The 22,537-nt window shown below is 41.7% G+C and carries 15 protein-coding genes and 2 pseudogenes; 9 read left to right on the forward strand and 8 right to left on the reverse strand.

What is annotated here, in order from left to right; all coding sequences use genetic code 11:
• Positions 1 to 1,180: sensor histidine kinase (locus AC1XUO_RS25120; protein ID WP_483332595.1), on the forward strand; the 1,180-nt coding region annotated here is incomplete at its 5' end.
• 325 nt (positions 1,181 to 1,505) lie between these two features.
• Here AC1XUO_RS25120 and AC1XUO_RS25125 read toward each other — a convergent pair.
• From AC1XUO_RS25125 to AC1XUO_RS25135, 3 genes are all read right to left on the reverse strand, one after another.
• On the reverse strand, positions 1,506 to 1,682 hold the full coding sequence (locus AC1XUO_RS25125; protein WP_483332596.1) for a hypothetical protein: 177 nt from the start codon (positions 1,680 to 1,682) through the stop codon (positions 1,506 to 1,508).
• Between the two features lie 629 nt (positions 1,683 to 2,311).
• Positions 2,312 to 4,024 carry a S8 family serine peptidase gene (locus AC1XUO_RS25130; RefSeq protein WP_483332597.1) on the reverse strand — a complete coding sequence of 571 codons (1,713 nt, stop codon included), beginning with the start codon at positions 4,022 to 4,024 and terminating at the stop codon, positions 2,312 to 2,314.
• Between the two features lie 66 nt (positions 4,025 to 4,090).
• On the reverse strand, positions 4,091 to 5,056 hold the full coding sequence (locus AC1XUO_RS25135) for a phage tail protein (protein WP_483332598.1): 966 nt from the start codon (positions 5,054 to 5,056) through the stop codon (positions 4,091 to 4,093).
• A gap of 144 nt (positions 5,057 to 5,200) precedes the next feature.
• On the opposite strand from AC1XUO_RS25135, the gene AC1XUO_RS25140 reads away from it, so the two are divergent.
• The 8 genes and pseudogenes from AC1XUO_RS25140 to AC1XUO_RS25175 form a co-directional block, all read left to right on the forward strand.
• Positions 5,201 to 5,962: a T9SS type A sorting domain-containing protein gene (locus AC1XUO_RS25140; RefSeq protein ID WP_483332599.1), complete on the forward strand. Its 762-nt coding sequence runs from the start codon at positions 5,201 to 5,203 to the stop codon at positions 5,960 to 5,962.
• Between the two features lie 795 nt (positions 5,963 to 6,757).
• Positions 6,758 to 7,876: a PAS domain-containing sensor histidine kinase gene (locus tag AC1XUO_RS25145; protein WP_483332600.1), complete on the forward strand. Its 1,119-nt coding sequence runs from the start codon at positions 6,758 to 6,760 to the stop codon at positions 7,874 to 7,876.
• Positions 7,877 to 8,118: 242 nt separating this feature from the next.
• Entirely contained in the window at positions 8,119 to 8,430 is a 312-nt protein-coding gene (locus AC1XUO_RS25150; RefSeq protein ID WP_483332601.1) for a hypothetical protein, read from the forward strand.
• A gap of 700 nt (positions 8,431 to 9,130) precedes the next feature.
• The gene (locus AC1XUO_RS25155; protein ID WP_483332752.1) at positions 9,131 to 9,295 is read left to right on the forward strand and encodes a helix-turn-helix transcriptional regulator; all 165 of its coding nucleotides are present in this window, start codon (positions 9,131 to 9,133) and stop codon (positions 9,293 to 9,295) included.
• Positions 9,296 to 9,489: 194 nt separating this feature from the next.
• Complete coding sequence (locus AC1XUO_RS25160) at positions 9,490 to 12,525, forward strand: ATP-binding protein (protein WP_483332602.1); 3,036 nt, start codon at positions 9,490 to 9,492, stop codon at positions 12,523 to 12,525.
• A 475-nt stretch (positions 12,526 to 13,000) separates the two neighbouring features.
• Complete coding sequence (locus tag AC1XUO_RS25165; RefSeq protein WP_483332603.1) at positions 13,001 to 13,450, forward strand: response regulator; 450 nt, start codon at positions 13,001 to 13,003, stop codon at positions 13,448 to 13,450.
• 135 nt (positions 13,451 to 13,585) lie between these two features.
• On the forward strand, positions 13,586 to 14,005 hold the full coding sequence (locus AC1XUO_RS25170; RefSeq protein ID WP_483332604.1) for a response regulator: 420 nt from the start codon (positions 13,586 to 13,588) through the stop codon (positions 14,003 to 14,005).
• A gap of 457 nt (positions 14,006 to 14,462) precedes the next feature.
• A pseudogene (locus AC1XUO_RS25175) lies at positions 14,463 to 14,651 on the forward strand (transposase); the annotation flags it as partial.
• Between the two features lie 576 nt (positions 14,652 to 15,227).
• Here AC1XUO_RS25175 and AC1XUO_RS25180 read toward each other — a convergent pair.
• The 5 genes and pseudogenes from AC1XUO_RS25180 to AC1XUO_RS25200 form a co-directional block, all read right to left on the reverse strand.
• Entirely contained in the window at positions 15,228 to 19,022 is a 3,795-nt protein-coding gene (locus AC1XUO_RS25180) for an ATP-binding protein (RefSeq protein ID WP_483332605.1), read from the reverse strand.
• A gap of 261 nt (positions 19,023 to 19,283) precedes the next feature.
• Positions 19,284 to 19,409 (reverse strand): annotated as a pseudogene (locus tag AC1XUO_RS25185) (transposase domain-containing protein); the annotation flags it as partial.
• A 52-nt stretch (positions 19,410 to 19,461) separates the two neighbouring features.
• Positions 19,462 to 20,136: an ABC transporter ATP-binding protein gene (locus AC1XUO_RS25190; RefSeq protein WP_149243587.1), complete on the reverse strand. Its 675-nt coding sequence runs from the start codon at positions 20,134 to 20,136 to the stop codon at positions 19,462 to 19,464.
• 26 nt (positions 20,137 to 20,162) lie between these two features.
• Complete coding sequence (locus AC1XUO_RS25195) at positions 20,163 to 21,407, reverse strand: ABC transporter permease (protein ID WP_483332606.1); 1,245 nt, start codon at positions 21,405 to 21,407, stop codon at positions 20,163 to 20,165.
• A gap of 30 nt (positions 21,408 to 21,437) precedes the next feature.
• Positions 21,438 to 22,535 (reverse strand): efflux RND transporter periplasmic adaptor subunit, encoded by a 1,098-nt coding sequence (locus AC1XUO_RS25200; protein ID WP_483332607.1) that lies wholly within the window; start codon positions 22,533 to 22,535, stop codon positions 21,438 to 21,440.
• Positions 22,536 to 22,537 lie beyond the last annotated feature (2 nt).

The raw sequence follows: 22,537 nt of genomic DNA on the forward strand, positions 1-22,537 counted from the left end.
TTACGAATTAAAGAGCTATCAGCAGGCCCGTGACTATGCCACCAGGAGTTTTGTATTGATGAAAGAGCTGAAGGCCGACTGGGATACGGAGCGGGCGGCGAATATTCTTTCAAAATGTTATGCAGCATTAAAAAATTACCAGCAAGCATACGAGTACCAGACGATTGCCCGCGCTTACAGCGATCGCATTCTGAACGAGAAAAAAGAAAAGGAAATTAACTATCTGCACTTGCAGGACAAAAAATCTGAGCATGCAGATCTGCTCCTTGAAAATGGAAAAAGCAGGCAGGTGATCAGAAACAACCGGATTGTAATCTCGCTTACGGCCCTTTTTTCCCTGCTGCTTATCTCGGCCTTGTGCTTTGTGGGCCGGAATGTCATCCGAAAAAATGCATTGAATGTGGAGCTGAAACATAGAAATGATGAAATACGGATACAAAAAGAGGAAATTCAAATGCAGCGCGAAGAGCTTATTTCCCTCAATAAAACAAAGGACCGCATATTTTCTGTCATTGGCCATGACCTTCGAAGTCCTTTCGCTTCGGTGCGGCAGATGTTAGAATTGATCAGAAGTGGTGATTTGAGCGAAGAGATGCAGGAAATTTTATTTGAAGATTTCCAACGGCAGATCGTTCTGGTCTCAGAGCTGATCGATAATCTGCTGCTCTGGGCAAGCAGCCAGCAGAACGGCGCGACGATCACATTTGACAAAATCAACCTGACCGAAGCGGCAGATAAAATACTGGCACTATACAAACCTGCTTTTGAACAAAAACAACTGACGGTGATACACGTCAACCCGGAGGATATCAGAATTGAGGCCGATGAAAACCACGTCAGAATGATTCTCCAGAATATTATCAGCAATGCCATCAAATTTACGCCCCGAAATGGGACGGTCAGCCTTTTTTATACGCGTAAAAATGACTTTGCAGCTATCCATATCCAGGATAACGGAACGGGCATGTCTGAGAAAAAATTGGGAGCACTTTTCAGGTCGTCCGGAGCAGCAATTACCGAACGGGGTACAGATATGGAACCCGGAACCGGACTGGGCCTGCTGCTGATCAAACAATTTGTGGAAGAAAATGAAGGAAGGATCGAAGTGAAAAGCGAAAAAGACAAAGGGTCTGAGTTTATTGTATATTTTAAAGCGAGCTCAAAAACCGTCGCAGGCTGAGTAAAACGAATTATGTCCGTGTGTGGCAAAAATCCATCACGTCAATTCGAACCCTTTTATTAAAAGATGCGCGGTTACTTTTACGGCTGGAAGAACTCAGGATCTTGCGCTAAAACTGATGAAAGTCAGCAGAGAAAATCAAACTACATAACCAGCACAGCCGCTCACTGTATGCTGCCACTGCGAAGATCAGCTATGGCTTCGTTCGCTTGTTCCAGATTGTATAAAGTCATCTGGGTTATAATTTTCACCTTTAAGACCAACGTTAAAAATTCCTTGGCACCCTGGCGAGTCAGGTTGGCAACGTAGCTTATTGTCCTTTCTCTCAGAGAATTTCGTAGGAAAATGAAGGGATATCGCTCATAGAGATTCCGCTGCAAACCACGCTCCCACCCTTATCCACATGCAGAATTGCTTTGGGGGTCAGCTCAACGGCCTGGGCAAAAATAATGGAATTATCCAGCGGTATAGTAAACTGGCAACTGGATTCCAGACCAAACATACAAGCTCGATCGTAAAGTTTTGCGCAATTAAAACACCGTCCGCTCAGAACGCGCAAAATGCTTTTCTTATCATCATTAGTGACCTGTGAGAGAGGCAGTAGCACCTCATTCGAGTCAATCATTTTAACAATCGTGCTAAAAAGCCCGCCTATGGCAGATCTGTAAAACGTCCTATCCTTTCATACACATAAAAAAATATGAAAAAACTAATGACAAAACCTGTAAATTCATCTGCCGGGTTTTATTGAAACTTGCAAAGACACCACCGCTTTAGAATTTGAAGGTATCAACAAGCTAGGACCCAACACTAAATCGCAGGCGATTAATCAAAAACTAAAAATAAAATTCCATCATTTCTGTTCAATCCTTTAATCCCGATAAGCTGCGACTCCGCTAAGACCTGCTTCAAATACATTGCACTTTCAAAGCCTTCTGCGGATATATTATAGATTTTCTCCGCCCTTTGATGGTGAATTTTTGCTGCGTATATCCGAAGCATATTGGCCATCCTGCCGGTCAGGTTAGATACCTATAAGGATGCCCTTAATACATCCATTAAATAGTTAAAAAAACAAAAAAACATCCGCACCATCACCGACCTGAAAATGCAAAGGAATTTTCGCCAGCCCTATTGCACCACGCCCGGGCTGGACTCAGTAGCTTGGTAATTTATTTTAAAACCCTTGTCATGATTATTCCTGCCGGTAATAAACCAGACCAGTACCTGGTTTCCGTCAATCACCAGAGAAGGCGGAAGCTGATGTCCGCTGAACCGCGCCATCATATTTTCCTGCTGGGTCCCGTTGCCTTTAAAAATAAGAACATTGTCCTTTATATTTTCAAGCGCAAACTGAGTAAAGTCAAGCCGAACATTTTTCCCCCGTGCAACGGTGATCTGCCACTTACAGCTGCAATTACCGGTATAATTGGCCTCACCACTGCCATCTTCGAAGGTTCCGGTGCTATCATTGAGTGCTATAATTTCACGGCAATAGAGCGTGGCAGAATCTTTTGCAATCGTATAGTACTTCAGCAGTATTGGACTGGCAGGTAATTTGCCATCCAGATTAATACTTAAATTGCCACTTGGAATCCGAAGTTCATCAGGAAATTCACCAAAGGGAATTTTTTTTATCGTTTCCTTATCAATGTCTGTAAAGTCCAAAAATTGAGAAGTGAGATTTCGGGTGTCACCATTCAACGAGAAAACCATTTCCACGTCTTTCCTAGCCATATCAAATTTCCAGCCTGATACACCCTCCTTTTTACTGATCAGCACAGATCCCTTTGCCCTTTCCGGGTCAAAATAACCCGTCATTTTTTTATTTTTTTCAGACAAGTAATCAACCACACGGCTCATATCAGGTACGCCGCTGCCGAGCTTGCCCAGGTAATCCGGGTTGGCTTTGTCGATATTGGTGGCCGTATTTTGCAGTAGCGCCATGATTTCTTCGGGCGACATTCTCGGGCTTAATGCTTTAATAACAGCTGCACAGCCTGTTACCAAAGCTACCGCCGCTGAGGTTTTTTCCAGATACATATACAGCGAATCGTTAGCAGCATAAGGCGCCAAAACAGTCTGCCCAACAGCCGACAGATCAACTTCTCTGCTGTAATTCGAAGAAGGCAATTTTATAAAACTGGTATCGACGGCCGCGACCAAGTGTACACCTGGCAAACCGCCGGGTTTCTGCACGGTTTCAGAGGAAAAATTACCCGAGGATCCCAGAATGAGAATACCTTTTTGTCTGGCCAGCTCAAAATAAGCCAGATATTTTTGATCAAAACTTCCACCGCTCCACGGAAGGCAGATGATATCGGCTCCCATATCAACCGCATATTTCAATCCTTCATAGCCCAGATCATAATTTCCCATGCTGGATTCGTCTGAAATCACTTTAATGGGTAAAATACGCAGGTTCTTTCTTGCGCGTTCTTTCCCCAGGGTCTGTTCTGCGGTGCGGATGATCACACCGGCAATCATACTGCCGTGCAGAAAATTGGCACTGGCTTTATCTGCCGGAAGACTTACCTTGCCGTCACCATCCGCTATATCCCAGCCTTGAAAGTCATCTGTGTATCCATTCAGATCATCATCTTTCAGATTATTTCTGATCTCTTTTACGTTGGTAAAATAATATCCTGACAGGGCATTGTGCGTAAGACTGAATGCATCATCAATAACAGCCACCAGTACAGGTTTGACAGTCGATTTCTGGCTGACAATCCTGGGATGTAACTGTGTATAGGCCTTTGTGCCCGCAGCAAAATATTGTTGGCTGGTCTGGGCACTGACCGATGAGGCTAGCAGCAGAACCAGCAGGTATAAATTTTTGCACATGAAGAAAATGTAAAAATGCTTGCTGCCGTCGAAATCAAACAGACAGCATAAAATCTTGACGGATGATCAGGGTGCTGTAAATGTGACAACCGCCGAATGACTGTGACTCGGCATATTTCCTGTTAATAACGTTATACTTTCCTTACCACCCGATTCGCCTATTTCGTAACGATTCAAATATGGACCCTGGCCGTAGTGTATGGCAGAACGCCCACGGAGATCGGGAAGTGCAAAAGTATTAATCCCATTTCCACCGTAGGTAGCACCTATGACAGCGTATAAGACAGTGTTTTGTTGTAGGTTTAGCAATCTTCCATCACAGAAGGCAAAACCATTCACCTCAAAATTACCTGCAAACAACATCACTTCGCCATAAAAGGGATCGGCTCCATTTCTTGATGGATAAATACCGTATAACGAAATCTGATAGTTCATTGCCAAAAAAGGATTTCTTATCGAAAATGGCTGGTTTCCACCCGATGACCCGGAAGTTACCGATATTGCCTTGTTGACCCAGGAAGTGCCTTCCCATACTTTCACATGATTCAGCCCGGCAAGGCCGTCCGTCAGTTTCACCTGATCGTTTTCAATGGTGATACCGCTGCCTCCGGTTAACGGCTTGGTGAGTGATTCTGCTGTTTTGGCTTGCAGTGCATAAGGGACGCTGTGCAGCTCCGAAGTGCTGTAAGGTAGATAGCTGGTTCCACCCTGCAAGTCCAGTGCAATTTGAATATAATAAGGTTTTAATGTCCAGTCGATAGCGGTGTAAGTTCCGCTCGTAGCAGTTCCGGTACCAATGGCAAAACTGATCAGCCCGTTTGCATTACTGGAAAGGGAGAAGGTTTCGCTATATGCTACGGTTCCAGATGCGCTGCCCTGAAGAATGGTGACTTTTACACCTATGGCCGTATTTGCCACGAGCTGGTCTGTGCTACTCCGTACAACGGCCTGGTAATTAATTGCATCTGGGGCCTGAGCGAACAGGTTCGCACCGACCAAAAGAAGTAATACAACTAAGGAAAGATTTTTCATGTAATTGAGTGGCGGTATTAGATGGATCAAGAGACTTATGCGAAAGCATAGATATTACTTCGCAAATGTTCGCATTTATAATCTACATTTACGCATTATTCTACATTATTTTCAGAATTATTTCTACTCTTAATAAATCCGTCCATGAAAAAAGCCTTTACCCTCAAAGCTGTTTTTTTAACAAGCAATCTTATTTCCCAGGCATTTGCACAAAATAGTATCAACTCAGACGGTGGAATGGGTACATCAGCAGAAGGTAATACACTCAGTTATTCCATCGGCCAGGTGTTCGACCAGGCCTATAAAGTTTCGGGCATCTCTCTGATCGAGGGCGTTCATCAGCCATCTGAAATCAGCCTTCCATTGCCTGTTACCCTGATCTATTTCAAAGCGGCATTGACAACTGAAAATCAGGTTCAGCTTTCGTGGAGTACTGCTTCGGAGACCAATAATGATTTTTTTACCGTCGAGCGCTCCGCTAACGCAAAGAAATTTTACAGCATAAAAACAGTGGCGGGCAATGGAGATAAAAGTCAAACCTCAAATTACCAGATCACAGATGCAGAACCACTTGCGGGGATTTCTTATTACCGACTGAAACAAACGGATAAGGACCAAACTTTTGCTTATTCAAAAATTGCTTCGATAAAATTAAATGATTTATCAAGAATAGTTTCGACGTACCCCAATCCAGCGACGGACCAAATCATGATAAGGCTGACAAAAGCCCCTTCCAAAAACTGCGGGTACCAACTATTTTATTTGGATGGGAAATTACTTCAGGCTGGAGACATTAAGGAAAACATCACGGTAGTTAATATTTCTCACTTAGCCAAGGGTATGTATTTGTTGAAAATAAAAGAAACAAACTATGATGTTCAGACTTACAAGATTGTAAAAATGTAATAATAATAAACTGTCATCTTTTTGCATAATAACAGCTCGGTTCTAAACTCTCGGACCCTTTATAGTCTCGTCCTGACTTAACTTTACGCATCTCTCTAATAGATTTCCATTCCAATAACAACCAAATTATTCACCGGAATACTGGGTGGTTTACGAAGGAACAACAGTCAGAATGTCTCACGAACCATTGTGCGGCCTGAAAAGGAACACGCAGAAAAAATAGAAATTGTAGTACTTATGTTGCAAATAAATTTTCGATGGCACAATATTTGTAGAATTACATTTAACACACTATAAGCTACTTTAAATTTGATAGTAAATCCCAATTTTGTCTGCTGAAAGTTGATAATTCAATCCAAAATTCGAATAACCGTTCTTTCTAGGTTTAGAGGTTAGAATTTGATAGAAATTTCTTCCATCAAGTCAATTATCAGAATATTTGGTTATCAGATCAAGATTGATTTTTACATAGTCGTTTACCTCAATAAGGTGTGGAAATTGAATCGTATACTGATCCTGGTAATATAAGTTTGTTTCATCTATCTTGATTAATCTATTACACTGCCGCACACACTATTATTTTGTACAATGTCCTTGTTGCGCATATTTTAAAGTTGATAGATTTCCCTTCAAAGGTTGAACGCATTGAATACTGAAAAACTTGTATTCGACTAACTAAGCAAGTTAGGAGTCTACGGACTTGGTTTCGACAGTCCATGCCAAATGCAGCCCAGCCGCATTGAAAGTTATTACTTTACCGGACCAATGCTACGTATATAGTTTATCAAAAATAAAATGATCCAAACCAAAAACGTTGATGAGAATCTGAATATGAGCGAACCAAAGAGAACGGAAACTTCCTATTTAAAAACTATAATTGAAAACAATTCATTCTACATCGTCAAGACAGATTTAGAAGGTAAATATACATACGTAAATCCTTTTTATTGTAAGCAGCTTGGTATAACGGCAGAACATTTTTTAGGAAAGCAGTCATTAAATTTAATTGTGCCAGGGGATCACCAGCAATTCATTTCGACGGTAAGTCAATGTTTAGACGATCCATGTAAGTCCCATTTTGTAATGTTAAGAATATCTACTCCCAGCAGGATCATTTCAACTCAGTGGGAGTTTAAATTACTTTTGGATGAAAATAAAACACTGATGGAGCTTTTATGCATTGGTCATGATATAACAATTTTGATAATAGAACAGCAAGAATTACAAAAATTATTGAATGTAACCGCCGAATTAAGCAAACGTCTTATCAATTTTATCTACATCGTCTCGCATAAGATCCGATCTCATGCAGCAAACATTACCGGCATTATTAACGTTAGCGACGATATTAACGACAGTAGGTTGGTATTAAAAATGCTAAAAGAAAGTAGTGACAGTCTTAATCAAACACTTAATGATTTAAACGAGGTCATATCTGTTCAATCTAAAATAAAACTCCCTCTTGAAAAAATAAATATCTATCAGGAAATCAACAGGATATTTAATAGCGTTGGGCAGCAACTATGTTTTTCTCCAGCGAGTATAGCTTACCATTTTGACAGATCGTGTGAGCTGACTACAAACCCGGCCTATTTCGAAAGTATTTTATTAAATTTAATCACCAACGCAAGAAAGTACATGTCTCCTCAAAGGCCTCTTTCAATAGAAATTGTGATTGAGAAGCAAGAACATTTTTTGGTTCTAACCTTTCAGGATAATGGTATGGGAATAGACATGGATAAACACCGAAATGATTTATTTTGTCCGTACAAAACTTTTCATCAAGATAAGGAAGCCAGAGGGCTCGGATTATATTTACTTAAAAACCAGATCGAAGCAATGAAAGGAAGAATCGAGATTGAAAGTTCGGTGAACAAAGGCACCTGCTTCAAATTGTTTTTCCAAATTTTATAAATAAATATATGATCTAAAAAAGTCCTCAGACCGAGATCTGGAAAAAGTAAATTAATGTCCTAATAAATTTTTATTATTTTATATAAATGGTGGATTTTCAGAAAAAGCAAAGATTGAATCCGTCACATTTCATAATTATTAATGATGACAAATTTAGTAATCCGATAGCCAAATTCAGTGTATAGAAATATAACCCCGAAGATGAGGTCTAAGTTTATACTGATCCAGAAGTTACTTTCACTATGCTCTTTGAAAATAGACCCTCGGAGTTAGAGTATACCAAAAAAGTTCAATTGCTGGATATAAATTTTCCACTACTCAGCGGATGGAATGTATTGGGCAAACTGACAGATCACGGAAAAGAACTCGGTCAACGCTTCCACCGTCACAATGCTTTCAACCATAATCATATCGTGATGAACTTCACCGAGCAAAGAATCATCCCTTCTATGTTTTTTATCCAAGCCACTAAACCCGAAGGAGTGGTAAAGTATTTGAATTCAGCTCAGGCAAACATTCAGATTCATTTTTTACAGCTAATGGACAAAATATAAAAGAATAGACTAATCACTCTCATTCCATAAGATCGATGGCATGAGCTAAGCTAATTATTACATACGAGAAATAACTTCCACCAGTAACGAAAATATTATTTATACAGTTAACTGTTGACGCAAAAATAATTTGACACAATTAAACAGATCAAATTCTAAACCACTGAATTGATCCCTTTTTTCTGAGCATGATTAAGATTTTATTTATTGAAAACAGTTACGTAATTAGAATTGGCTTAAAAAGTATTATTGAAGACCGCTTCGGCCTGCTAATATCCTTTCAAAGCATATCTTCAATTGGCAAAAGCCATCCCGATTTAAAAACAGATTATTTCGATCTCGTTATCATAGGCTCGATTGCAGGAATGAAAACGACACAAACACAAATTATTAAAAGATGACATAGCGGAATACGTATCTTGATATTTGATCAAGACATGCTTTGCTCGAATGCCATGAATTTCCTTTTATGCGGAGCGCACTGTTTTTTGACTTAGAGTGCTGGGTGCGGAGAAATTGCAGCTTCTGTCACATCGGTTCTGGCCGGTAGCAATATTTATCTCACGTAATGTTACCGCAAATGGCACATCAAACACTGATAGAAAATATCAGATTGAGCCAAAAAAATATGGGCAATTCCAAATCCTGGTCTACGATTTATAAATTAAGCAGCCGCTAAGTCAAAATCGCCGGAGGTATCATTCAAGATCAATCTTCCTCTACAATTGCAATCTCATTAGGCATTGCCAATTCAACTTTGTCAACACATAAGTCGATAATTTTTAAAAAACTGGAGATAGAAACACTGGCAGAATTGGTTAACAAATATTATTATGATTTCAGTAACATTATTGTTAAACCTTAAAATTTAGCTAATATACACTTCATTACTTGGCCAAGTAATGAAGTGTATATTATGTGAAAAATATTTAATGCGCCTTGTAAGTATGCTTCAAAAGTATATTAACTTCACAGGCAACAAATACATCCTGTCGAACCAAGAATTTGATAGTTTTCTAACTCTGACAGTATTTTACTTATATTCTCTACCCCTCATAAATGAATATTCCCATCATTCGTAACTTACAAATTAGTTTTGGCGTTTCCCTGCTGATTCTAATTCTTACTGGCTCTGCATCCTTTTTTAGCAATAACCTTCTGATTGAAAGCTCCGCATTAGTCGACAAAAGCAATAACGTCGTCCGCAATTGCGATCTGTTGTTATCCGAAATTAAAGACGCTGAAACCGGACAAAGAGGATATTTACTGACCCGTAATGAAAATTTCCTTTCACCGTACTACAAAAGTCTGATCGAATCAGCAAAACTATTGGAGCGATCTAAAATACTGGCATCGAATGATCCTGTTGAACTCGGGCTGATAATCAATCTTGAACGACTGGTGATAAGAAAACAACAGCTGTTAAAAGAAGGAATTATATCTTCCCAAACAAAGGATATGACAAATATGCATGCGCTGGACCAGGGAAAAGCTGTTATGGATAGCATTCGTACTGCAATATCGCTGATTCAGCATCAGGAGCAGGCATCACTAATTAAAGCAATTGCTAACAAAAGACGCCTTTCAGCAGCCAGTCCACTTCTTATTCTCGGCGCTGGGCTAATCTCGATATTCATCTCGCTGTTCTTCTATATAAAAATTCGAAAAAACGTTGCTAAAACTTACATACTGCAAACAAAACTAAGGGCAAGCAATCTTGAGACCGCGAACCGCATCAAGGAAATCAATGATATTACAACACAAATCAGTCAGGGTAGGTACGCAATAAGAATAGATCAAAAGCAAGATGAGAACTTAAATCAACTGGCATCCTCGCTAAATAGACTGGCAGATCAGCTGCAGAATTCTTTTGAAACTCTAGTGGAAAATGACTGGCTTCAAACAAAATTGATTGAGCTGAACCAGGTCATGCAAGGAGGAAAAGCACTTCATGAACTTTCTGAGGTTCTTGTTAAATTTCTTTTCGAAGCAACCAAGAGTCATTCGATTGCCATTTACTTGTTAGAAAATGATACACTCGAACTTGCCGCTTTTACAGGAGCTTCTAATCCTTCAAAAACCATTCGCATCGGTGAAGGTCTGGTAGGTACATGCGCCAGAACAGGTCAAAAAATCATTATCAATGATATCACTGAAAACCAGACTATTGTCAGTCATGCCCTTGGAAATTTAAGGCTATCTTCCATTTTATTGATTCCTGTCACCCATGAAGGGGAAGTAATCGGCGTGATTGAATTTGGCTCGCTAAATGGCTATGATACTCGCAGTAAGACATTTCTTTCAGATTGTGGCGGTCCAATTGGTGTTGCGATAAGTAGCGCACAAAACCGTCAGCTTGTCTATAACCTGCTTACCGAATCACAGGAGCAGAAAGAAGAATTGGAAGTCCAAACAGAAGAACTCCGGTTGCAAGCAGAAGAGTTAATCGAAAAGAGTAACCAACAAGAATTTCTAAATGCTGAGTTGGCCAACCAAAAAGAAAGGGAACAAATCGCAAGAATAGAAGCCGAGCAATCACGGATTGATGCAGAAAAGGCCAGCAAAACAGCCTCTAATTTCCTGGCGGTTATGAGTCATGAAATCAGAACACCCATGAACGGAGTTTTAGGAATGGCAGCGCTGTTAGCCGACACCCCGCTGAATGAGGAGCAGCAGGAGTATGTCAATATTATCAATACCAGTGGAAATGCATTGATTGCTATTATCAACGATATTCTTGACTTTTCTAAGATGCGCTCGGATCAAATGACAATTGAAAAGGAGAAGTTTAATCTTATAAATTGCCTGGAAGACGTAATTGATTTGTTTAGCAGCAAAGCGGCAGACCTTAACGTTGAGCTTTTATTGGGAATTGATGAGCATGTGCCGGAAACTGTAACCGGCGATAGCTTAAGATTGCGACAAGTTCTGATTAATCTGATCAATAACGCCCTGAAGTTTACAAGTAAAGGAGAAGTTGTGCTGCGTGTCAAAGTCGTCAGGCATCAGAAAAATCTTTGTTCGATAGAATTTAACGTAACTGACACAGGAATTGGCATACCCAATGAAAGAATAGAAGAATTATTTGACGCCTTTACCCAGCTCGATTCAGCCACTACAAGAAAATATGGTGGAACTGGGTTGGGACTGGCGATAAGTAAAAAACTTGTGACTTTAATGGGTGGCAAAATTTCTGTCAGCAGCCAGGAAGGAATTGGAACTGTTTTTAGTTTTACGTTACCTTATAGCGAAGCATGCACGCCTCCAGTTAAATTATCACAAGTAAGGGGAAAAAGGATATTACTGGCGGAAGACAATCTTGTTGCATCAGACATCTTGTCAAGCCAGTTGCAAGCATTCGGTTTCCATGTATCACCCATATTTTCCGCGGATGAATTATTTGCAACGCTTACAGAACAGCACAAGCCCGATCTGTTAATTACGAAACCCAGACTCGGTAATGCAATGATGCTCGAAGTTTTGAGCCGGCATGATATAGGCATACCGATTCTCATATCAACAAAAATCGGCGACCTAAGTGTTACCAAGCAAGCTGAACATCTCAATTACCGGGTGTTGAGAATACCAGCCAGAAAGGCAAATTTGTTCGAAATCCTCGAGACGGTTCTCGGAAATAATAAACAATTTAAATCATCTGGTTTACTTCCAAATGAGCCTAAATGGATTGAATCTTTGCCTGTCAAAAGCAAGATTTCAATCCTTTTAGCAGAAGACAACCTGATCAATCAAAAGTTATCAATTTCGGTTCTTGCAAAAATTGGATTCAATGCAGACCTGGCCATTACAGGAAAAGAGGTAATTGATAAAATGCATTTAAAAAATTACGATATCATTTTAATGGACGTCCTAATGCCGGTGATGGACGGCATGGAAGCAACGCGCCGCATTCGTAAAGAGTTTTCTCAACAGCCCCAAATTATTGCGATGACTGCTAATGTTCTTGAAGAGGATCGTAAAGCATGCCTTGAAGCCGGTATGAACTATTTTTTATCCAAGCCGTTTAAAATAGTTGAGCTGCAGCATGCCCTTGAACAAGCTATTCTAAAAATTGCCAGTGCGCGCACTTCCATTTAATGATTTTACCAGGTAAACGTTTCCGTTATTTTTTTTCCAGTTATTGAAACTTTCGAATGCGTTGCACCTGGATCAGGATAACCACGCTATATAACTTATGTGCCTCTGATGACTGTCATCCGGGTTGGCGGTAAATCGACTAGAACAAAAGCAAGCCGGTTGTAATAGTTATACAACAAATGAGCATTTGCAATCTGCTCAGAAATCGGGATTGTACCTAATTTTTACTATTAGACAACAAATATGATCTCTGTATATATTCCCCTTTTACAGCAACAATTTCCCTAAAACGAGATTGAAAATTAAAATTGCACCAAGTGTGATACACAAACAAACTAATCATCATAAGTTTTATCCTATCCACCACGAAACAATTGTACTCCTGATGATGGTACGGCTCAATTATAATGCGTGAATCGTGGTGTACTTACTAACTTTGAATTTTATATAATGTTTTTATATCTAAATGGTATAAATGTTTTTATATGATATTAAAAAAACTATGAATAAATCAGGGCCCATAATAATTATTGATGATGATTTAGACGATCAATTTTTGTATCAAGAAGTATTTGAAAAACTAAATTTTGAAAATGAAATATTGTTTTTTGACGATTGCGAAAATGCGATTAGTTTTTTTGAACAAACGGAAAAATATCCTTTTCTGATCATATCTGATATCAACATGCCCAAAATGAACGGGCTGGAATTAAGGGAAATACTGGCAGTGAGTACTAAACCGAGATTTAGATGTGTTCCTTGTATATTTTTTACCACATCAGCAAGCAGTAAAATGCTTAGTGATGCCTATGGGACTTCGGTCCAGGGATTTTTTAAAAAACAGCCATCCCTGGATGAAATGGAAAAAATTATTTTTTCAATAATTCAGTATTGGACTCATTGCGAGACACATACCGACAAATAACACCAAACACTTATGCCACAATTATGCCTTCGAAGAATGGCAAGCTCAAATTCTAAGTCTTGCGAAATTAATTTAACTGCATGATGATCGACAACTTTTAGTACATTTGTTTAGTTTCCAACTTACAAAACTTAGATGTCCCTAAAAGGTCCGATTATTTTAATTGATGATGATGAGGACGACCAGCATCTGATGAAGTGCATGTTGGAAGATCTTAACATTGATAATTCGTTACGCTTATTTGAAAATGGTGAAAAAGCTTTGGGTTATTTACTGACAACTGCTGAAAAACCGTTTTTAATTCTTTGCGACATGAATATGCCAGTGATGAACGGTCTTGAACTACGAAATCAGATTGATACGGATCCTTATCTAAAACATAAATCTATCCCATTTATATTCTTGAGCACTTCCTGCGATCAAACGTTAGTTACCAAAGCATATGAGGGGACGATACAGGGATTTTTTAAAAAGCAGAATGAATATTTATTAGGAAAAAAAAATCTTGATGCGATCATCCGTTATTGGCAAAGTTGTTTACACCCAAACAAATGAATTGCATTGATTCGGGTTCATTTATATCCAAAATAGCTATTCTTATTGTTACGTTGTATATTTCGGAGATGCTGACCACGTACCTGGCATACTGACCCCCTTAATTTAGGTTTTGATCTGAGAGATTCTGACGGGCTGACAATTTTACCGGTTTTCTTAAACTTTGACCTTTTAGTTCGATCCGGTATGAGGTATGAACTAATCGATCTAATATCTCGTCGACATTATGCTAATGTTAACATAATGCGGATGCTATCATGGACAGACTGTCAGTTTCTGTCCACAGAATAGCACTTACCGGAAAATCTTTGAGAAAGAAAAAAAATCATTAAGTTTAATAAAATATCACTCTCGCTTAGTGCGATCCAAGTCGGTTTACTGGAGTACTTTGCTCAGGAATAATCGACGTATTTTGCCCAGGAATCTTGGCGTACTTTCATAGGAATATCTAGGATTAGCAATTCAATCGGGAATCAAAGAAATAGCAGGGTTTGCCAGAGGATTAGAAGCTGATTACATCGCTGTTCAAAACGCTTTCGATTTACCTTGGAGCAATGGTCCCGTTGAAGGTAGCGTTAACAAGTTAAAAACTCTAAAACGTCAAATGTATGGCAGAGCAGGCTTCGATCTTTTAAAAAGAGATTGATACTTGATTTTGGTTAACCACCAAAAGCGGGGAAGAACCAACATACTCCGGTATATCCAGCTCCATATTCTCCAGGATATGCCCCAATAAAGCTTTGCATTCCGGCGTAAATAAATCTAAACCTCCCCGATATCCGCGGGATTCTTCCGGTTGTACCGGGACAAATCGCAAACATCATAGTAAAACAAATGGTAGACAGAAATTTGGAATTTGGCGCATCTTCATATGCAAATCCGGAAATTTAAATGGCGGCTTCCGACTGGATGAATCGCAACATTTACAGACGCATGGAAGTGTGCTTTCCTATTTTTAGTCAAATCTAAAAAAAAGCTGCGGCTAGAAATGATTGATATACAGTGGGCAGATACACAGCAAGATCGTTGTTGTTGATGACAGTTAGGAATATTACTTTAACTGATAAAATTGCCGTCGTTGATGGATAGTATTTTTTGCACTTTTATCCGGCAAGAATATGAATAGCTGGTAATCATGTCATTTATAAACACCTGTACATCTCTCACCCAAAAAGGCTTTTCAAACGTATTCACATTTGTGCGTTGAATGCCACAATCGCCATTATTGTAGAGGAAGGTAGACATCAAAGCTTGACCCAAGCCCCTTTTGACTTTCTGCTCTTATAAAACCCGCGTGGTTTTCAACAATCCTTTTACAGATCGATAGGCCGATGCCGGTGCCCGGAAAATCATTCTGGGAATGAAGTCGCTGAAATATAATGAAAATGCGGTCTGTAAACTGCTGGTCAAAACCAATTCCATAGTCTTTAAAAGTAATCTTTGCATACCGGGTATTTCGTTTTAAGAACAAATAATCGCCTTGATCGAAGCCCACGCTTTGGTAATGGATCTCCAGGCGTGGGTTTTCACCAGAAAACTTAATTGCGTTCCCTATCAAGTTGTAGAAGAGTTGATTCATTTGAGAAGGCACGGCAGGCAGTGTAGGTAGCGCTTCGGCAATGATTTGGGTATTGGTTTCGTGGATAAGTTGCTCAAAATCTTCTTTGATAAGGCTTATGATGGTGTTCAGATCTACGAGCTCAAAAACAGCCTTCTCGACCCGCAAACCCGCAAAGCTTAGCAGGTCCCGGATCAGGTTGGACATCCTTTCAGCAGAAGACGTGACCTTTTTAATATAATCAAAAGTCGTTGTATCTGATTCGGCTACCCGGTTTTTGACCAAGCCTGAAAATATCTGGATTTTCCTTAGCGGTTCCTGCAAATCATGGCTGGTCACATGGGCAAACTGTTCGAGTTCTTGATTGGATTTAACAAGCTGCTGATTGATTACTTCGAGTTCTGCCGTACGCAGAGAAACCCGGCTTTCAAGGGTTTCTTCCAAGGTTTTCTGGTCATGAATGTCGGTGCTAGACCCGACCCAGTTTTCGATCATCCCCGATTGGCTTCGCTGAGCAATACCGCGGCTTAGATGCCACCGGTAAACTCCATCATGCCTGCGAATACGATGCTCATAGATAAAGTCTTCACCTGACTGCAGGGCTTTTTCCCATGCAACCAAACTGGCCTGCTGTTCATCAGGATGCACCAGAATGATCAGGCCTTTTGCAATTAATTCTTTCCAGCTGAGACCGGAATACTTATATATAAAATCGTTATAAAAATTTTTGCCACCAGTCTTGTCGATTCTCCACACTAGCTGTGGCATCGTATTAGCAAGCATTTTAAACCTTTGCTCACTTTCACGAACCAGCTCCAGGGCCGTTATCATCTCGGTCACATCGTTGGCTACAATCATCACGCCACTGATCAAACCGGTCAGGTCGTGCAGCGGCTCCAGGGCCAAGTTAACAATTAGCTTCGAAACATTTCCGTGACGTGCTACTTCCAGTGTCCATTCTCGTAATAAGCGCCGATTGCCGGTCTCAAAAACATCTTTGACGATTATCTCCAGTCCGTCGCCAGGTGACTTTTTAAATGCCTGGTCAAACGGTAGGCCGCTGACTTGTAAGCTCGTTTTGCCCCAATACCTGAGCATCATCGAATTGGCTACCTCAATGACCAGCTGTGGGCCTCTGAATATAGCAATAGCAACCGGCGCATGCATGAAGATACTTCTCAGTTCTGCTTCGGTTTTTCTTGTAAGCTGATTGATCTTTATTAGGGAATCTACTTTTGAAAGCAATTCCTTTGCTGAAAAAGGCTTAACCAGGTAATCGTCTGCACCCCAGCCTAATCCTTCTACCCGCGATTCTCCCCCTGCCCTGGCCGACAATAAAATTACCGGTATGCGGCCGCCAGGCAGTACCCGCACCTGTTGCAGGAGCTGCTGACCATCCATTACCGGCATCATCACATCACTTATAATTACATCGGGCCTCGCTGATAATATTTTAGCAAGGGCATCCTGGCCATGGATGGCAAAATCTACACTAAAGTACGGCGAAAGCAGCTTTCCAAGGTAAGAACGCATATCAGCATTGTCATCTGCGATGAGCACCTTGACATGTTGCTGGATTTCAAAGTCTGGAATATGCTGCTGCACTGCTCCACTTTCAGGCGCATGCTGAGCCTGTCCTGCATCATCCATTTCAAGCAGGCTCATTGCTTCCCGGATAAAGGTATCCTGCTGCAAAGAACTTATTTGTCTTGATGACTGGACAATCTGCTCTTTTGGTAGATGGTCTTTACCTAACGGCACTTTAACGGTAAAGGTGCTCCCTTCCCCAAAAGTACTTTCGACGTTAATCTGCCCATGGTGCAGATTTACCAGCTCGGCAACAAGGGAAAGCCCGATCCCGGTGCCCTCATGGGTACGGCCGTTTGAATTTTCAACCCTGTGAAACCGCTCGAACATATGCGGTAATTCATCTTTCTGGATGCCTACGCCTGTATCGCTCACCTTCAATACGGCAAATCCGGCATGGAAATGCAAACCAACCGTAATGCTCCCGCTTAAAGTGTATTTAAAAGCATTTGACAACAAATTCAACACAATCTTTTCCCACATGTCCGTATCCACATAAACATCTGGGCCGTGCTGGTTAATATCAAGGACCAGCTCCATACCTGCACTTTCGATAACCGAACGAAAATTGGAAGTCAGGTCAGCCGTTAGTGAGCCGAGCTCGACGCACTGAAAGGAAGCTTTCACGCGTCCTGCCTCAATCCGGCTGAAATCAAGCAGGTTGTTGACCAGCTTTAAGAGCCGTTGGGCATTGCGGTGCATAGAATCACGGTCCTCTTTGCTCAGCTTACCTTCAAGGTGAGGATTGTCGGCTACTCGCTGCAAGGGCCCCAGGATCAAAGTCAGCGGGGTACGGAATTCATGGCTGACATTGCTAAAGAATGCCGTTTTAGCCCGGTCGATCTCTGCAAGCTGATGGGCCCGTTTCTGTTGCTGCTGATAAGCGTCAACATTCGAAAAAGCGGTAGAGACCGTGTTGGCAAATAATTCAAAAAAGTTTTGGTACTGCTGGTCCAGCGAGCGCGCTGAGCTGACACCAACAATTAGATACCCACTTGCTTTGTCATTTCCCGTAATCAGGATCGGGAAGATAAGCGCGGTATGCGGTGCCTGTTGAAAGGGTCCACTTTGAAAATCGCCAAACCGCTCAGTCAGTCCATCGATCTGGACTGCTCGTGGATTATCTGTTGAGAGCTGGAAAAGTGGCCAGCAATTATCATCATCAGAATCCATTTCAATCACAGCAAATTCCATGAGCCCATCTATAATGCCCGAAGAAACTTTAAGGAAAGCCTGATGCGTACTTTGATTTACATCGTATAGCTGCATAAACGGAACATCATAGCTAAACAGGGATTGTACCTGATTTAACTTTTCATAAATTTCATCGTTCGTTTTCGCATTACCCGTCTGGATAGCAAGGTCGCGGAGCACCTGGGTGCGGCGTGAACTCAGGATCTGTTCAGTCGTTTCGGTGATCGGGTGAAAGATCCCGCCCACGTTTCCGGATTCATCCCGGATCGGCGCGAATGAAAAAGTAATAAATGCTTCCTCGATATAGCCATATCGGTCTAAAAGCATTTGCTGGTCTTTGATATAGGTGCCTTCTCCTGCCAGTCCCCGGTCAAAGGCCGCCCCAACAACTGGCAAGGCTGTTTCCCAGCAAATTTTAAAATTTTGACCCATAGACTCGGGGTGCTTTGCCCCACAAATTGGTCGGTAACTATCATTGTATATTTGGATCAGCTCGTCTCCCCAGGCAATTAAAATAGGAAATGTTGAAGAAAGGCAAAGGCTTACACTTGTTCTCAGGCTCTGCGGCCATTGGCTTATTGGTCCAAGGGCTGTTTTTGACCAATCCATCGAGCGGATCAGAGCACCCATTTGCCCGCCACCCGATAAAAATTGCTCATCATTTTCTGTTGAATGCATTACTAAAAGATCCTGTAGGAGAGTTTTACCGACAACCAACTAAGCGCCTTGTAAAGATAGCGATTTACTTTAGCCGTTTCAATTTGTAATTCTGAAAACGGTGGTCTTTTTTTTGCAAAATTGGATAAACAAGGCAAAGTTTGATACAATCAGCGTATGATTTCATTTCTTCGCAACTACCCAACACACTCTTAAGTAATACACCTCTGCAGTCGGCAATCCCCATTGGTATTGGTTATGCAGTTAATACAACAGGATCGGTCATCGGTTCGTTTTCCAGCGGTTTGAGAAAAGATCTGAAAATTCACCTTCGTAGTTGGCGTCATTCATTTTCCCAAGAATGTCCATCAGCCAGTTTTGTGGGTTGACATCGTGCTTTTTACAGGTTGCAAAGAGAGACTAGATCATACCAGCGTTTTGCGCTGTGTCGATCACCCCTTCAACGCACGATCCTTCCATCCATCATTTCAATGATCCTGTCCGATTTTCGGGCGAAGTCATTGTCATGGGTTACAGTGACGATTGTTTTCCCCTGCTGCCGGCAAAGGTTTTGAAGTAATTCAAAAACGATCGTGGTGTTCCGGCTGTCGAGGTTTCCGGTTGGTTCATCACCCATGATGATGGCCGGATTGTTGATCAGTGCCCGGGCAATGGCCACCCGCTGCTGCTGTCCGCCCGAGATGCGTCCCGCTGATTTCAGTGCCTGATCGCCCACACCAAGCAGGGTAAGTTTTTCAATGGCCTGATGCTCTATTTCTGCATGGGACAATTTACCAAGTCGCAGCGCGGGAATCATCACATTTTTGAGACAGCTAAAATCGGGAAGCAGGTAATGAAACTGGAAAACAAAACCAAGGTGTTCGTTCCGGAAGCGGGCAAGCTGATCGTTCTTTTGACCGGTCACCTGGCTGCCTTCCAGGGAAAGACCTCCTTTGTAAGCAGTATCCATTGTCGATAAAATGTATAACAGAGTGGATTTACCGCAACCGGATTTCCCGGTGATCGAAACGAACTCGCCCTTATTGATCTGAAACGAAATGTCTTTCAATACCTGAAACTCGTCGGGCAAATAGAAATATTTATTGATTGCTTCTGCTTTGATTGCTATGTCCATACGGTGTTTTGTTCATTGAATTGAGCTTATCCGCGAATAATCTCTACCGGATCCACTTTTGATGCTTTGACTGCGGGAACGTATCCGGCAAAAAATGAGGTGATCAGCCCGAACGAAAAGCCCTGTACGTAATGTTTGATATCGAAGGTCATCGGCAAATATTCCAATGTCCCTTTGCCTATGTAAACGTTCGAGCCTGCTACCGAGCTGAGCCAGCCAAACAGCAAACCTGCCGAGCCACCGATAAGCCCTATAAACAGCGCCTGATAAATAAAAATGCTGACAATGTGTTTTCCCGCAAACCCGGTCGCTTTCAGGATAGCAATCTCCTTCATTTTTTCGTAGATCATCATATTCAGGATGTTGTATATCCCGAAACCCGCTACGATTAAAATGGTGATCACCACCGAATTTGCGATGATATCTCGGATCATGCGGGCCGCTATATTCTGTTCGTTGGCTGACTGCCAGCTTTCACAGTTGTAGCCGGTAAGATTGGTCAGCTGGGTGGCCACCTCTTCGGCGCTGTTATAGTTTTTAATGTTGATGTAAATATCGGAAATGAAACTTCGGTCCTTTCTCAAGAGCTGCTGTACCACGGCCAGGCTCGCATAAGCCTTGCCTTCATCCACGGCTTTGATGGTGGTTTTGAAAATGCCTGTTACCTTCAGCCTTTTCATCGTGCCCGATGCGGTGCTGACCGTCAGGTAATCGCCGCGGGAAAGGTTGAGGTCGGAGGCGAGAATTGCACCGATCATGATGCCGTCCGGATTCGCGTCCAGGTCCCTGACCGAGCCCGCCGTCATTGTGGAAGCCAGGTCAAACATTTTGTCCTGCTCAATAATATCGGTTCCATTAAGATTCCCGTTTTTTTCAACACCGGCATGGCTGTAAATGACATTGGCCGTAACAAGTGGAAAAAGAGTGAACACCTCTTTGTGGTGCTTTATGGCTTCGATAACAGCATCCGGATTTGAAATACGGTTATCGGAAAAGATCAATTGAGGGTTTGAAATAATTTTTTTCGAACTGTCCCTGAGGTTTTCCGTCAGCATGTGTGGACTGCTTAGCTCATGTCCCCGATACAGACGGATATGTGGTGTGGCACTGAAGGTCATCTCTTCAAAATATTCGTTGGTTCCGCTGATCAGCGAATTCATGAGGATGAACATGCCAATGCCGAACATAACACCGAGGGAAGCAATGATCGTTTGCTTCTTTTTTGAGATCAGGTACGTCAGTGCGATTTCAAGATTGATACTGGTCGTCATGCTGTTTCGAATGCTTAAAGCAGATATGGGTTAGTACTGCAGTTGAATACGGTCATCGACGCTCAGCCCGTCTTTCACCTCCACCCACTCGCTGGAAACAATGCCTGTTTTTATTTTATGAGGCAGGAATTTCTTTTCAGTTGCCAGCATCACCTGACCGTTTCCGTTAAGGCTGCTGCGTGGTATGAGCAATGCTTTTTCCTTTTTACCAATGATGATATTGGCCTGTATAAGTGTACCTGCAATGACCCCGGGAGTTAGCTGGCTGAATGTAGCCTCCACGATAAAGGACTGTGTATTTTCATCAAAATAGGGGTAGATTTTTGAAATGACTGCCTGGTAGGCCTTCTCCTTTTCTGTATTCATTTCGACCAGTACCGTCTGTCCTGTCCTGACCTTGGAAATACTGGATTCATCGACATTGAGACTTACCACTAGCTTTTCACTTTCACCAAGCAGGGCGATCGGATCTGCTTTTTTTAGCATATCTCCTTCTTTTTTTAAGATTTTGTAAACCTTATAATTTCCTGGCGATTTGATGTTAAAATAAGAAGCATTAGAAACAGCTGTTTCATACTGGCTCTTACTGCTGATCAGCGCCTGATCCAGGCTGAGTTTCGTTGCGGCGATATTCTCCCGGATCGAGCGAACCGTGTTTTCTGAGTTATCGTATGAAAGCTGTACGTTGTCGAGCTCCACTTTTGAAACCGATCTGGTAGCATACAGTCTTTTCATTCGTTGTAACTGAATCTCATCCAGCCCGCGTTTTTGCTGGGCCGATTGCAGCTGTGCGTTCAATTGCAGTAACACGGGCGAATTGTCGGCGGCATTCTTCTGCGATATCCGCATGTTTTGTGCTGTCGAACGCTGCTGAATCACCGCATTGGTGTTGTCCTGAACAAAGAGAATCTGACGTTCTTTCACCAAATCCCCTTCCTGCACGAGCGACTTTCTGAGGTAACCTTCGCTAATGGCGGTAAGTGTAAACTGGTTTCTGGCTTCCAGCTGCCCAGGCGCAAATACGGCCTCGGTGATCGGAGCGACAATGGGCGAGACCAGTTCCGGTGCCTTTTTACCAAAGCACCCAGACAAGGTCAAAAGCACCAGGATTGAAAAATACTGTTTCATTT

It is taken from the genome of Dyadobacter sp. HNCC25DJ186 (genome assembly GCF_056895235.1).